A 12,838-nucleotide genomic window follows, 5' to 3' on the forward strand; every position below is an offset into this window, starting at 1 on the left:
CCCATGCGCCAACGCGATGATTTGTTGTTCGCGGAGGATGCACGGAAAGCAGTTCATAGTTTAGATAGTTTGTTAGTAGGATAGTTCGGTGGTCGAGTAGTCCTGAGCGGAGCGATAGCGAAGACGAGGGACGTATCGAGACCACCACGCCGTAAAGCAACTCATGTTGCAAAATTACATTTGAACACCTGTGGTCTCGATACGGGCGAGAAAAACACTCGCCCTACTCGACCACCGAGGTAAACATAAAAGAGGACAAAATGGCTGAAGATAAACTACCCACCCGCGCGGAAGACTTTTCGGAATGGTACAACCAACTCGTTGTAAAGTCTGACCTTGCAGATTATTCTCCCGTGCGCGGATGTATGGTCGTCAAACCCTACGGCTGGGCGCTGTGGGAGAACATCACATCCTGGCTTGATGGCGAATTCAAAAAGACGGGTCACGTCAACGCGGCATTCCCCACGTTGATTCCGCTGTCGTTCTTTGAAAAAGAAAAAGAACACGTGGAAGGATTCTCGCCTCAACTCGCGGTCGTCACGCACGGCGGCGGCGAAGAATTGGAAGAGAAACTGGTCGTGCGCCCCACGTCCGAGACCATCATCGGATACATGTATTCGAAATGGGTCAAATCGTGGCGCGACCTGCCCATCTTGATCGTGCAGTGGGGTTCGGTGATGCGCTGGGAAATTCGCACGAAACTTTTCCTGCGCACGGCAGAATTCTATTGGCATGAAGGTCACACCGCGCACGCGGACGCGGACGAAGCGCTGGAAGAGATGTATCGCATCCTCGACATCTACGAGAAGTTCTGTCTCGAGGAAGCCGCGATCCCCGTGTTCAAAGGTCCCAAGAGCGAATCGGAACGTTTCCCCGGCGCGCAGATCACCACATCCATCGAAGCGATGATGTGGGACAAACGCGCGTTGCAGTCTGGCACGTCGCATTATTTCGGCACGAACTTCGCAAAGGCGTTCGACATCAAATTCCTCGACAAGGGCAACGAACTCCAATTTGCCGAAACAACTTCATGGGCGATCTCGAGCCGCATCATCGGCGCGATGATCATGGTGCACGGCGACGATCAAGGTCTCGTCCTGCCTCCCCGCCTCGCGCCCATCCAAGCCGTTGTCGTTCCCATTTTCAAGAACGACGCCGAGAAAACCAAAGTGATGGAAGTCGCCGACCGCGTCTTCACCGAACTCAAAGCCGCTGGCATCCGCATCAAAATGGACGACCGCGACAACGTCAGCAGTGGATTCAAGTTCAACGATTGGGAGATGCGCGGCGTCCCCGTCCGCGTGGAGATCGGTCCCAAGGATGTGGAAAAAGGATCCGTCGCGCTTGCCCGTCGCGACAAGCCCGGCAGGGATGGCAAGACCTTCGTCTCGCAAACGGGTCTTTCCTCGACGGTCATCCTGCTTCTCAGTGAGATACAGGATTCGCTCCTCAAGCGCGCCACGGAGTATCGCGATGCGAACATCCACGAGCCCAAGGATTACGAAGACCTCAAACGCATCGTCGCCGACGGATGGGCATTCGCCTACTGGTGCGAGTCGCTGGAATGCGAGGCGAAAGTGAAAGAGGAAGCCAAAGCTACCACGCGCAACATCCCCATGAACCAACCTGATTCAGAAGGGACGTGTATCGTCTGCGGCAAGCCTTCCAAGAGGAAAGTGTATTTCGCACGCGCATATTAGTGTTTCAAGTTTCAAGTTCTGAGTTTCAAGTTACGAGTTACAAGTTACGAATCGCACAGGCGCAACCCGTAACTTGTAACTCGTATCCCAATCGTCAATCGCAAATCGTCAATCGTAAATCGTAAATCGCCATGCCCGCCATAGACCTCGCCCGCCTCAAAAAACAGACCGCGCAACTGGCTGACTTGTTCGACCAGCCAGCGGATTTTTTGCGCGAACTGAAAGAGATCCTCGATTTCTACGTCAACCGCACATTGCGGAGTCAGGGCGTGGCGCCATCGTCAGTCTTGCCGACGTATCGAACACCCGCAGTCGTCCTAAGACAAATTGAAACGGAATTAAGTTCTGTTGCGGAAAAGAATCCAATTCAAGCGCTGGAACTTGCCGACGCGCTGTGGGATGAAGGCTGGCTCGAAACGCGCCTGCTTGCCGCATTTCTGCTGGGACGAATCCCGCCGCAAGAAGAACGCCTGCTCGCCCGCCTCACCGCGTGGACGCAAGCCATCCGCGACCCGTCGGTGCGAGCCGCCTTACTGACGACCAGCCTCACCCGTCTAAGAAAAGAAACGCCGGGTCTGTTTCTGGTGTTAGTCAAAGAGTGGTTGTATCCCACGCGCCAACGCATGTGGTCGAACGGATTGCAAGCGCTCGTGCCGCTCATCGCTTCACCAGATTTCGACAACTTGCCGCCCATTTTTGAGATCGTGGAGCCGGTCTTCAAAGCCTCGCCAGCCGCGTTACAATTCGACTTGCAGGAACTCCTGATCGCGCTCCACAATGCGTCACCCGATGAATCGCTGCATTTTATCCAACAAATATTGAAAGAGACCAAGAGCCCACTACCAGCCATCGCCTTGCGGAGAATGTCGCCGGACCTCCCGCTCGATTTGCAATTACAGATCCGCGAGATACTACGCAACATCAAAAACTAAAGCACAATGAAAGGAACGCCATGTTGGTTTTGCGAGGCGTGATCGGCGCGATCATTTTATTTCTCGGCCGCGAACTTAACTTTCTTTTCGCCGCAGGCATGGCGGCGCTGGTCGCGCTCCGCTTTACGCCAAAGCTACCGGCTACTCTCCCCGCCTGGTCGGGGTATGCCTTCATGGCTGGGGTTGCGATCCTCGCCGCCTGGATGGTGATCGTCAACAAACCTGTTGGGTTTTATATTTCAGGTTTTTTTGCGGGCGGGTACGCGCTCATGGAATGGTTCGAACCGGGCATATTAACGTTTCCCATCCTGCCTTTTTTTGTGGGGTCGGTTATCGGCGCGATTATCATTGGCGTGTTTACCGATTGGGCATTGATCGTCATCTCGAGCCTGATCGGCGCCATCTACGCCACCACGCTCTTTCGCCTCAGCCAAACCGCCGAAACTCTCGTTGCGGGAGGGTTATTCGTTCTCGGCGCGATTACGCAAGCCATCCTCATGCGGATGGAAAAACAATAGCGCTGGACGCCCACCGACCATGGATAACACAAGCCTCATCTACCTGCACGGCTCCGAAAGCGACAGCAACAGCGGCAAAGCGCGTCAGTTCCGCGAGTGGTTCCCCGGCATGATCACGCCCGATTTCAAAGGCTCATTCGAGGAGCGCATGATTCAACTTCAACCGATCCTTGTGAACAAATCGGATTGGACGATCATTGGCTCCTCGTACGGCGGCCTCATGGGGACTGTGTACACATGCAAGAATCCGACGCGCGTGCGGAAGTTGATCCTGCTCGCCCCTGCCCTCCTGCGCGAACCCTTCGGTTCTTTCCTCGACGTTCAGCCTGCTTCAGTTCCCGTCACCGTGATCCACGGGACGCGGGATGACGTGGTTCCGCTGGAAGCGGCGCGCGAGGTTGCGCAGACGTTGTTCACAAATCTCAACTACATCATCGTGGACGACGACCATCGCTTGCACAAAACATTGCACCAGTTGGATTGGAAGAAAATTCTAAACTAGGAATGCGGACTTGAGTCCGCATCTTGAAAATTAGCGGACTGAAGTCCGCGTTCCGGGAGTCTGCGTGAATCAACAAATCTACTGGCACACCACCACAAAAATGCCCGGCGAAGAACATGCCGCGACACCGCTTCTCTCCAAAGTGGATGTGGCGGTCATTGGCGGAGGGTTCACGGGGTTATCCGCCGCGCGAACTTTGGCAAAACGCGGCATCAATGTTGCGGTACTCGAGGCGGAGACCATCGGCTGGGGGGCGAGTTCGCGCAACGGCGGGATGACATTGACCGGACTCAAGCCTTCGATGCAAAGCGTGATCAAAAAATATGGGCGCGATCTGGCGAAGCAATTATTTCAAGCCTCGCTCGACTCGGTAGATACGGTTGAGCAAGTTGTGCAAGAAGAAAACATTGACTGCGGTTTCAAACGTTACGGTCATTTGTACGCGGCGAGCAAGCCTCATCACTTCGATTCGTTTTACGATGAGGTGGACTTCATGGCGAAGGAGTTCAACCACAATGTGCGAATCGTCCAGCCGAATGAGTTGAGGGATGAGATCGGCTCGGCGATGTATCACGGCGGCATCGTGGACGAGGTCAGCGGCGGGCTGAACCCGGCGCAATACGTGGCGGGCTTGGCGCGCGCGGCGGAGAAGGCCGGGGCGTCGCTCCATGCCCGCGCGGGCGTCACCAGTCTCACCCGTCGAGGGACGCGGTTCTTCATCCAGACACAAAGAGGCAACCTCGAAGCGGAAAAAGTTTTAGTCGGCACGTCGGGCTACACGGGAAGCGTCACAAAAAAACTGCAACGGAAAATTATCCCAATCGGGTCGTTCATCATCGCGACTGAAAAATTATCCGACGCGCTTACGAGTGAACTCAGCCCAAAGAACCGCATGATCTTTGATTCACTGCACTATCTGAATTATTTTCGGCTGTGGGATAACCGCATGATCTTCGGCGGGCGCGCGGCGTTCTTCCCTGAAAATAAAAACTCAATCGCGCGCAGCGCGGAGATTCTGCGGCGCGAAATGATTCGCGTGTATCCGCAATTGAAAAACGCGAGCGTGGAATTTGTTTGGGGCGGCACGCTCGATTTCGCGTTCGACATGATGACGCACGTCGGCGAAATGGACGGCGTATTTTATTCGCTGGGGTATGCGGGACATGGCGTGGCGATGGCTTCGCATCTCGGAAAAACTGTTGCGGAGGCGATGATAAACGGGAACATCAAAGAGCATCCGTTCGCGCAATTCGATTTCCCCGGTGCGCCGCTGGGATTGTACGACGGCTTCCCGTGGTTCCTTCCGCTCGCCGGCGCGTGGCAAAAAGTTTTGGATTGGGTTGAATAACAGCGAGGTTTATAATCGCAGGTACAGAGTCTCATGAAAGGAATTGCTGTATCGAATGTACAGTAGGATTCTTGTTCCGCTCGATGGATCGCCTTTTGCCGAAGCGATCTTGCCGCATGTGAAAATGATCGCTGGAGGGTTTGGGAGCGAGTTAATTCTGCTCTATGTTATTCCAACCGCAGTACCTGAATTCGCGCCCCCGTCGCGGCCCCTCGGAAAGGAACACGCGCAGGATCAACAACAGAGAAAGAAACTCGCAAGGTATTTGAAGAATATGTGCGCAACACTGGAAGCCGAAAATCTGCGGGCAAACTATTTGTTGAGTCAAGGCGGCGTTGCCGAGACCATTCTTGAAGTTGCCGAATTAATGGAAACGGATGTGATCGCCATGACCACGCGGGGACGGTCGGAGGCGAAAATGTTATTATTGGGCAGTATCACCTATCACGTTGTGCGTCATTCGCCCCTGCCGGTATTGTTGATCCGCGCGAACGAGTAGACGGATCGCGCGCCTGCCGGTGATAAAATCATCCTATTCAAAGAGAGAAGCATGGATACCGACACGTTTTACGCAGTGACCTCAGCGACATGCTTTGCCCTCGTGGGTCTATGGTGGACCGTTGTGAAGGATAGACCTCAATGGTTCAAAGACGAAACGATGAAGCGCATGGCTGGCGGCGTGTATGCCTCTTTCCTGATTCCCGCCCTCATGAGCATGGGCGCGCAAGTCGGAGGCGACAACCCCTTCGTTTGGCAACTCGTGTTCGTGCTGGCGGCTGGAGCGGGAGTCTACTTTTCAGCCCGACTCATGAGCGCGGCAAAGAGATCGAATCCTACCGGCGCGTATGGAAAGAACGGCTGGATCGTACCGGTCATTTATGCGCTCGTTTTGTTCTTTGCCATTTTCCCCGGTTTCGCAGGCTTTCTCGGGCTTCAACCGCTTCAACTGGAAGGATTGTTGTTGACGATATTGATCCTCGCTGGGAACATGCTGGCATGGGAGTTCATTTTTACGCCCGAGTAATGGCGTATGAAAATCTTAATCAGAGGAGTTTGAAATGGCTGTAAAAAAAAGCAAACCTGTCAAGTCAAAAGCGAAGAGTCGCAAACCTGCTTCCGCGAAGAAGAAATTGACAGGCGAGGTTTTCTATCCTTCCAAGCAAGTGATCGCCGAAGCGCGGCTGAAAGATTGGGATAAACTCAACCGCTCCGCGAAAAAGGACTTCCGCGCGTTTTGGGAAGCCGAAGCGAAAGAACTCGAATGGTACGGCAAGTGGAAGAAAGTGCTGGACGATTCCAAAAAGCCATTCTTCAAATGGTTCACAGGGGCGAAAGTTAATATTGTCCATAATTGTATCGATCGCCATCTCAAGACCTATCGCAAAAATAAACTCGCCCTCATCTGGGAAAGCGAAGACGGCAAAGACCACCGCACGTATTCGTATTACGCCATGAACCGCGAGGTGACGCGCATGGCGAACCTCATCAAAGCGATGGGCATCAAAAAAGGCGACCTCGTCACCATTTATATGGGACGGGTTCCCGAAATTGTTTTTGCCATGCTGGCGTGCGCGAAGATCGGCGCGATCCATTCGGTGGTGTTCGGCGGATTCTCCGTCGATTCGCTCGCGGGCCGCATCGAGGACAGCCAGTCGAAACTGGTCATCACCTGCGACGGTTCGTTCCAAAATGGGAAGATCGTGCAACTCAAACAGATCGTGGACGATTCGCTCAAGCGTTGTCCATCCGTTGAAAATGTGATCGTGGTGAAACGCGTCAACAATGATGTGAACATGGAGACCGGGCGCGACCATTGGTATCACGAACTGCTCGAACAGCCGGTTGCCGAAGGCAAATGCGAAACCGAAGTGATGGATGCGGAAGACACACTTTACATCTTGTACACGAGCGGCTCCACCGGCAAGCCCAAAGCCATCGTCCACACGCACGGCGGATACATGGTCGGCATCTATTCAACGCTGAAATATGTTTTCGATGTGCGCGACGATGACCGCTGGTGGTGCACTGCCGATCCCGGCTGGGTGACGGGACATTCGTATCTCGTCTACGGGCCCATGCTCAACGGCGCGACCTCCTTCCTCTTTGAAGGCGGACCCGCGTACCCGGAACCGAATCGCTGGTGGCAGTGCATCGAACGTTATGGGATCACGCTCTTCTACACCGCCCCCACCGCCATCCGCGGACTGATGCGCTTCGGCGAATCGTGGCCCGACAAGCACGATCTTTCGTCCTTACGTCTGCTCGGCACTGTCGGCGAACCGATCAACCCCGAAGCGTGGAAGTGGTATCACCGCGTTATCGGCAAAAATAAACTCCCCATCATTGACACATGGTGGCAGACTGAGACCGGCGCGTTCATGATCACACCGACGCCGGTCGTGCCGCTCAAACCCGGCTCCGGGACGCGTCCCTTCTTTGGGCAGGAAGCCGAGATCGTGGATGAGCAAGGCGCCGTTGTTCCTGACGATACTGAAGGCTACCTCGTGTTGAAGAATCCGTGGCCCGCCATGCTGAGGACGATCTACGGCGACCCGGATCGTTACGTAACTCAATACTGGTCCAAGAACCCGGGCAGATACACCACCGGCGACTCTGCCAAGCGTGACCGCGACGGCTACTACTGGATCATCGGCCGCGTGGACGATGTGCTCAAAGTTTCAGGCCACCGGCTCGGCACCGCCGAAGTTGAATCGGCGCTGGTGAGTCATCCCGCAGTCGCGGAGGCGGCGGCAATTGGTCTACCGCACGACATCAAAGGTCAGGGTATTTACACCTTCGTGATGCTCCGCGCGGGTCAAGTCGCTTCGCCGGAACTGGCGGAGGAATTACGGCAACACGTCGCCACCCACATGGGACCTATCGCCCGCCCGGAGGAAGTCCGCTTTGTGGATAAACTCCCCAAGACGCGCTCAGGCAAGATCATGCGCCGCGTGTTGAAGGCGAGGGCGCAGGGACTGCCGGAGGGAGATATTTCTACGTTGGAGGAATAGAAGAGCAGAGATTAGAGATTAGAGACCAGAGATTAGAGACTGAACAGGCTGAGATGAAAAATCCCAGCCTGTTTTTGTTCGGTGTGATGTAAACTGGAAGCGAGGTGAAACATGCTTGGAGATAAAGTTTCCGATTTGACAATTGACGAATTACGCTCCATCATTCGAGAGACCGTCCGGCAAACTCTGGCTGATATTTTGTCTGACCCTGACGAAGGGCTGGAGTCGCAGGATGGGATTGAAGCATCCTTGCGTCAATCACTCAAAGCCGTTCGCGAGGGCGCATCTACTTATGACGCCAAGGAAGTTGCTGATAAGTTGGGGCTAAATTGGTGATGTACTCCGTAAAATTTTCACAGGAATCCACCGACCAACTTGCAAAACTCGACAAATCAGGCGCACAACAAGTGTTGGAAAGGCTCCGCTGGCTGGCTCGACCAAACAACGCATCATCCATTGACCGGTACTCTCAAGGGGATATTCAAGTTACGCGCGGGGGATTATCGCGCGCTTTACACATTCGACGGCAAGGAGCAAACCATCACAGTTCATATGGTCAAACATCGGCGAGAAGTGTACAAAACCAAATAAAGCAGAGGATGCTCGGAGAAAGGCGATTTTTATAACAAAATTGCAAATTTACTCAGGGATGTCTCACAGTATAATTTCCCGCATGGCAGATACAACCTATGAAAAAGAAGTCCTGCAATGGCGCGCAGAAAAATACAACGCGCTGACCGGCGAAAACGGCTGGGTGGCGCTGGCGGGTTTATACGAACTCAAACAAGGCAGGAACCTGGTCGGTTCGACTACGATGAGTGAAGTTGTTCTCCCGGAACATGCGCCAACCTATCTCGGCGTGGTGGAAGTTTCAAGCAAAACCATCCGTTTTCAACCCGCCAACGGAATCCATGTGAGGGTCAACGGACGCGCGGCGCAGAAGGCAATCCTCAAGCCAGCCCAAGATCCCAAGCCTAGTTTCATCACATGGAATAACCTTCGCATGGTCGTGCACCAACATGGGGAAAAATACTCCATGCGGATTTGGGATAACGACCGCGAGGAGCGTTTCAAACTTCCGCCCTTGAAATGGTTTCCCATTGAAAAAAAATTCCGCTTCAACGCCGCCTATACCCGCTACCCCCAGCCGAAAGCCTCCCCGCAAGATAACTCATTGGGCGACGTGGTTAACGACCAGATACACGGGTTCGTGTCGTTCCGCTTCGAGGAAAAAACCTACAAACTCGATGTCTCCGAAACAAGCGCGAAGAAACTATTCGTCAAATTTCGAGACGGCACCAGCAGTAAAGAATCCTATCCGCCCAGCCGGTACCTTTACACTGACGCGCCGAAAAACGGGAAATTAATTTTGGATTTCAATTACGCCTACAGTCCGCCGTGCGCATTCACGCCGTATGCAACCTGCGTGTTCGCCTCCGCGCAAAACACGCTCCCCTTCCGCGTGGAGGCGGGGGAGATTTATCGAGGTTGATTCCTCTGTGAGGATCAACAATTATTTTCAGTGAATGTTGATTCGCGCAGTTTCGTGGGCGCCAACCATAATCGCGCAAGAAACTCTCTCCGCCAAAAAAATCTTGCGTAACGCGGCTTAAGGGAGTGAAAAAAACGACCTTGCAAGGTCGTTTTTCGTTTTCTAGATTTACCCCAAAATAAACTTCGTGAAAAAGTCCGGAACGAAGAACCCGCCGATTCCAAAACCCCACTTCAAGATACAACATGCCAGAAAGATCGCAACCCCCAGCCCGATCATGAAGTAATCGCGGGGGGCGTAGCGCAATTCCTTGAGCCATGTGCGCGGAGCCGTGTTGAAGGCGCGCAGGTCCATGGCGTCGATCACCTCCTCGCCGGTCACCGTCGACTGCATGGTGACGGGAATGATCAACGGCGCAAGTTTGCGAATTTTCTCGACCACGCCGCCTTTGAGCTTCTCCACCTCATAGCCTCGCGCGCGCTGGGCATCCACTGTGATGGTGAGATCGTGCGAAAATGTCGGAAGGAAGCGGAGGGCTAAATCCATGGTGAAAGACACTTTATCCGAAACGCCCATGCGCTTGAACGCAGTCCCATAGATATTCGGGTCAAGGGTATATGGGATTGCCATGGCGGGCAAAGCCATGGCAAGAATGCGAAGCACCTGTGTCAGGGCAAACCATAACTTCGAAATAGTGATCGTAATACCCCAGTCTGTGCCCGGAATTAACGCCTGATAAATGATTGGCGAATTGGGGTCCAGCGCCGCGGAAGGACCGCCGCGCCCTGAGAGCAAACCATTCAACCCAATAATAAAGAATACCAGAATGAACACAAAGAAAAGGGTCCGCCGTATATCCTTCCACTCGATCCGAGCCAATAAGAACTGGGTCAGCGAGAACAGAAAGAGCGGGACCATAAAGCGGTAATCCCAAATTTCCGGTATTGTCAATGCGAAGATCGTGCACAGAAGGACGATAAACCTGGTGCGAGGATCCAAACGCTGGATGAATGTGTCGCGCGGGCGGTACTTCCACGTTACGAGCATTCTGTTATCTGCCTCTGCGAGCCGCCATCCCGGCGAACGCGATCATCAGGATCGGCAACAAGATGGCAACGTTGACGGTGTTGCTGATCAAGGTCGGCACAAAGTAGCCCGTTATGGCAGTGGTGAGGTCGATTCCGCTGGTAATCATTTCGGTCAGCGACGCAAATAACATTCCGACGATAATACCCAGCACGCCCCAACCGACAGCCTTGATGATCTGGCTCTGCGCTTTGAAATCGGTAATAGACGCCATGATCAAGCCCGGCACCATGCCCATTAAGCCATTGCCGAGGCTCCAATTCCAGTAGAAGCCATAGCCCGAAGCCTGGTCGCCGATCGTATTCCCGATAAAGCCCGCCAGCAAACCAACGATCGGACCGTACGCCACGCCGAAAAAGATCAACACCGCGACAGCCGGCCGAAACGAGATATTTCCAGCGGCGGGAATGGCGAGGAAATTCGTAAACCACGAAAGCGCGCCATAGAGCGCCGCGCCGATGGCGCCGTACACCACTTGCCTGGTTCCGAATTCCCAAGTTGAATTGTTGTTCATTTCTTTCTCTCCTTTTGATTAATTTGGATAACGGACTGACCCGCTCATATTAACCCAGCACATGGGCAAACGTTGCAGGGAACGCCTCAAGCGTAAGCGGCGAGCGCCTCGGCGGTGAGAAACTGCTTGGTTTTGGAAAGCAGGCTCAGGTTCATGCGAAGAAGCGACGTGGGTCGCACACGGTAGCGCGTCAACAAGTCGAAATCCTTCAACACCTCTTCTGGTTGCCCGTCGGCGGCTATATGCTTATCGCCGAACAACAACACGCGGTTGGCATACGTCACCGCGAGATCGAGATCATGCGTGATGAACAGCGTCGCCGCGAAATTTTCGGCAACCAGCGATCTCCTCCCTTCCGACGGCTTGCACAGCGCTTCCATGAAATGCGTGTAATTCGAATAATCCTGCCCGGCGGTCGGCTCGTCCATGATCATAATCTTCGATTGCATTGCCAGCACTGCCGCGATCGTCGTGCGCTTTTGCTGACCAAACGAAAGCCCTAGCGGCGGGTACTCCTCGAACCCTTTCAAATTCATCGTAAGAATACTTTCAGCAACCAGCCGCGGAATCGAAAGACTGTCTATCTCCAGATTCTTCGGTCCAAACTCCAACTCCTCGCGCACGGTCGGCGCGAACAGCATGTGCGTGGGGCTTTGAAACACAAACCCAAGCGAATGGGCGATCTGCGCAACGCTCATACTGTTTGTATCTTTGCCTTCCACGAGCACGCGTCCGCTGGTCGGCTTAAGCAACCCGATGGCATGTTTGACCAGCGTAGACTTCCCCGCGCCATTCGGACCCAACACCGCGATCAAGTCGCCGCGACGGATCTGGAGATTGACATTGTGCAAGATCAGAGGCGATTCGTCGCTGTAGCGAAAATCCACGTTCTCGAACACGACGAGCGGCTCGCCTCGCTCCTCCCGCGCGGCTGGTTCAACCTTCGGCGGCATTTTCTCCGCCTGCCGCACCCGCTTCACTACCCATTCGGCCGGGAGTTTCACCTCGCGATGATCGATCACGGTCGGCAAACTGGTAATTGGTCCGAGATACTTCACCTGTCCCGCTTCCAGGTACATCAACCGATCAGGCTTGGCAACAATGGCGTCTTCTACGCGGTGCTCGATCAACACGACCGTCTTTCCCTCGTCTGCCAGGCTTCGGAAAACTTCGAGGGCTTCGTGAGCAGACGCAGGGTCGAGAGATGCGAGCGGTTCATCCAGCATCAGAATGGAGGGGTTCATCGCCAGCAATCCTGCCAGCGCGACCTTTTGTTTTTCTCCGCCTGAGAGATGGAAGGTTTCGCGCTCGAGCAGGTATTCGATTTTCAACCGCTTCGTCGCCGCATCTACGCGAGCGAGGATTTCCTCGCGCGGCAAGCCGAGATTTTCGGGACCAAATGCGATCTCATTGAACACATTGCTCGCCACGATCTGTCGTTCGGGGTCTTGCAACAATGTGCCCACCGTCTGCGCCACATCGGCGATCTGCATCTCGGAAACATCCCTGCCATGCAAAAGGACTTTGCCCGCGCGCTCTCCTTTATAGGAGCGCGGTATCAAGCCATTGATGCAACGCGCCAGGGTGGTCTTGCCGCACCCGCTCGACCCGGCAATTAACAGCATTTCGCCGGGTTTCAGATCGAATGAAATATGGTCGATCGCCTTTTCCGGGCGGGTCCGATATTGAAAGGATAAATTCTCGATCACCAGTGGAGATTGACTCATCGCATCAC

14 protein-coding genes are annotated in these 12,838 nt (G+C 54.2%); 11 read left to right on the forward strand and 3 right to left on the reverse strand.

Annotation, left to right across the window (positions count from 1 at the left end):
* The first annotated feature begins 260 nt into the window (after positions 1–260).
* From proS to AC16KF_RS00840, 11 genes are all read left to right on the forward strand, one after another.
* Complete coding sequence (proS, locus tag AC16KF_RS00790; protein ID WP_484035375.1) at positions 261–1,700, forward strand: proline--tRNA ligase; 1,440 nt, start codon at positions 261–263, stop codon at positions 1,698–1,700.
* Positions 1,701–1,831: 131 nt separating this feature from the next.
* Positions 1,832–2,632 (forward strand): DNA alkylation repair protein, encoded by an 801-nt coding sequence (locus tag AC16KF_RS00795; protein ID WP_484035376.1) that lies wholly within the window; start codon positions 1,832–1,834, stop codon positions 2,630–2,632.
* Between the two features lie 20 nt (positions 2,633–2,652).
* The gene (locus AC16KF_RS00800; protein WP_484035377.1) at positions 2,653–3,150 is read left to right on the forward strand and encodes a hypothetical protein; all 498 of its coding nucleotides are present in this window, start codon (positions 2,653–2,655) and stop codon (positions 3,148–3,150) included.
* 19 nt (positions 3,151–3,169) lie between these two features.
* Positions 3,170–3,652: an alpha/beta fold hydrolase gene (locus AC16KF_RS00805; protein ID WP_484035378.1), complete on the forward strand. Its 483-nt coding sequence runs from the start codon at positions 3,170–3,172 to the stop codon at positions 3,650–3,652.
* A 64-nt stretch (positions 3,653–3,716) separates the two neighbouring features.
* Positions 3,717–5,000: an NAD(P)/FAD-dependent oxidoreductase gene (locus AC16KF_RS00810; protein WP_484035379.1), complete on the forward strand. Its 1,284-nt coding sequence runs from the start codon at positions 3,717–3,719 to the stop codon at positions 4,998–5,000.
* Between the two features lie 55 nt (positions 5,001–5,055).
* Positions 5,056–5,499, forward strand: a complete 444-nt coding sequence (locus tag AC16KF_RS00815; RefSeq protein WP_484035380.1) for a universal stress protein — start codon at positions 5,056–5,058, stop codon at positions 5,497–5,499.
* Between the two features lie 51 nt (positions 5,500–5,550).
* A complete protein-coding gene (locus tag AC16KF_RS00820; protein ID WP_484035381.1) occupies positions 5,551–6,024 on the forward strand; it encodes a hypothetical protein in 474 nt (157 codons plus the stop codon).
* A 34-nt stretch (positions 6,025–6,058) separates the two neighbouring features.
* Entirely contained in the window at positions 6,059–8,011 is a 1,953-nt protein-coding gene (gene acs / locus AC16KF_RS00825; protein ID WP_484035382.1) for an acetate--CoA ligase, read from the forward strand.
* Positions 8,012–8,122: 111 nt separating this feature from the next.
* Positions 8,123–8,347 carry a hypothetical protein gene (locus tag AC16KF_RS00830; RefSeq protein WP_484035383.1) on the forward strand — a complete coding sequence of 75 codons (225 nt, stop codon included), beginning with the start codon at positions 8,123–8,125 and terminating at the stop codon, positions 8,345–8,347.
* A gap of 39 nt (positions 8,348–8,386) precedes the next feature.
* Positions 8,387–8,602, forward strand: coding sequence for a type II toxin-antitoxin system RelE family toxin (locus AC16KF_RS00835; RefSeq protein ID WP_484035384.1), 216 nt, complete (start codon positions 8,387–8,389; stop codon positions 8,600–8,602).
* A gap of 82 nt (positions 8,603–8,684) precedes the next feature.
* On the forward strand, positions 8,685–9,503 hold the full coding sequence (locus AC16KF_RS00840) for a DUF1684 domain-containing protein (RefSeq protein WP_484035385.1): 819 nt from the start codon (positions 8,685–8,687) through the stop codon (positions 9,501–9,503).
* Positions 9,504–9,671: 168 nt separating this feature from the next.
* Here the strand turns inward: AC16KF_RS00840 and AC16KF_RS00845 are convergent, their stop codons facing one another.
* The 3 genes from AC16KF_RS00845 to AC16KF_RS00855 all read right to left on the reverse strand — a co-directional run bounded on the left by AC16KF_RS00845 (position 9,672) and on the right by AC16KF_RS00855 (position 12,830).
* The gene (locus AC16KF_RS00845; protein WP_484035386.1) at positions 9,672–10,550 is read right to left on the reverse strand and encodes an energy-coupling factor transporter transmembrane component T family protein; all 879 of its coding nucleotides are present in this window, start codon (positions 10,548–10,550) and stop codon (positions 9,672–9,674) included.
* A gap of 4 nt (positions 10,551–10,554) precedes the next feature.
* Entirely contained in the window at positions 10,555–11,103 is a 549-nt protein-coding gene (locus AC16KF_RS00850; protein ID WP_484035387.1) for an ECF transporter S component, read from the reverse strand.
* 86 nt (positions 11,104–11,189) lie between these two features.
* Entirely contained in the window at positions 11,190–12,830 is a 1,641-nt protein-coding gene (locus tag AC16KF_RS00855; protein ID WP_484035388.1) for an ABC transporter ATP-binding protein, read from the reverse strand.
* Positions 12,831–12,838 lie beyond the last annotated feature (8 nt).

The organism is Candidatus Defluviilinea gracilis, assembly GCF_057138825.1.

Excerpts from the sequence above, each read along its gene's own strand:
- proS (WP_484035375.1), top strand. The coding sequence starts at position 261 with ATGGCTGAAGATAAACTACCCACCCGCGCGGAAGACTTTTCGGAATGG.
- AC16KF_RS00795 (WP_484035376.1), top strand. The coding sequence starts at position 1,832 with ATGCCCGCCATAGACCTCGCCCGCCTCAAAAAACAGACCGCGCAACTG.
- AC16KF_RS00800 (WP_484035377.1), top strand. The coding sequence starts at position 2,653 with ATGTTGGTTTTGCGAGGCGTGATCGGCGCGATCATTTTATTTCTCGGC.
- AC16KF_RS00805 (WP_484035378.1), top strand. The coding sequence starts at position 3,170 with ATGGATAACACAAGCCTCATCTACCTGCACGGCTCCGAAAGCGACAGC.
- AC16KF_RS00815 (WP_484035380.1), top strand. The coding sequence starts at position 5,056 with ATGTACAGTAGGATTCTTGTTCCGCTCGATGGATCGCCTTTTGCCGAA.
- AC16KF_RS00820 (WP_484035381.1), top strand. The coding sequence starts at position 5,551 with ATGGATACCGACACGTTTTACGCAGTGACCTCAGCGACATGCTTTGCC.
- acs (WP_484035382.1), top strand. The coding sequence starts at position 6,059 with ATGGCTGTAAAAAAAAGCAAACCTGTCAAGTCAAAAGCGAAGAGTCGC.
- AC16KF_RS00830 (WP_484035383.1), top strand. The coding sequence starts at position 8,123 with ATGCTTGGAGATAAAGTTTCCGATTTGACAATTGACGAATTACGCTCC.
- AC16KF_RS00840 (WP_484035385.1), top strand. The coding sequence starts at position 8,685 with ATGGCAGATACAACCTATGAAAAAGAAGTCCTGCAATGGCGCGCAGAA.
- AC16KF_RS00845 (WP_484035386.1), bottom strand. The coding sequence starts at position 10,550 with ATGCTCGTAACGTGGAAGTACCGCCCGCGCGACACATTCATCCAGCGT.
- AC16KF_RS00850 (WP_484035387.1), bottom strand. The coding sequence starts at position 11,103 with ATGAACAACAATTCAACTTGGGAATTCGGAACCAGGCAAGTGGTGTAC.
- AC16KF_RS00855 (WP_484035388.1), bottom strand. The coding sequence starts at position 12,830 with ATGAGTCAATCTCCACTGGTGATCGAGAATTTATCCTTTCAATATCGG.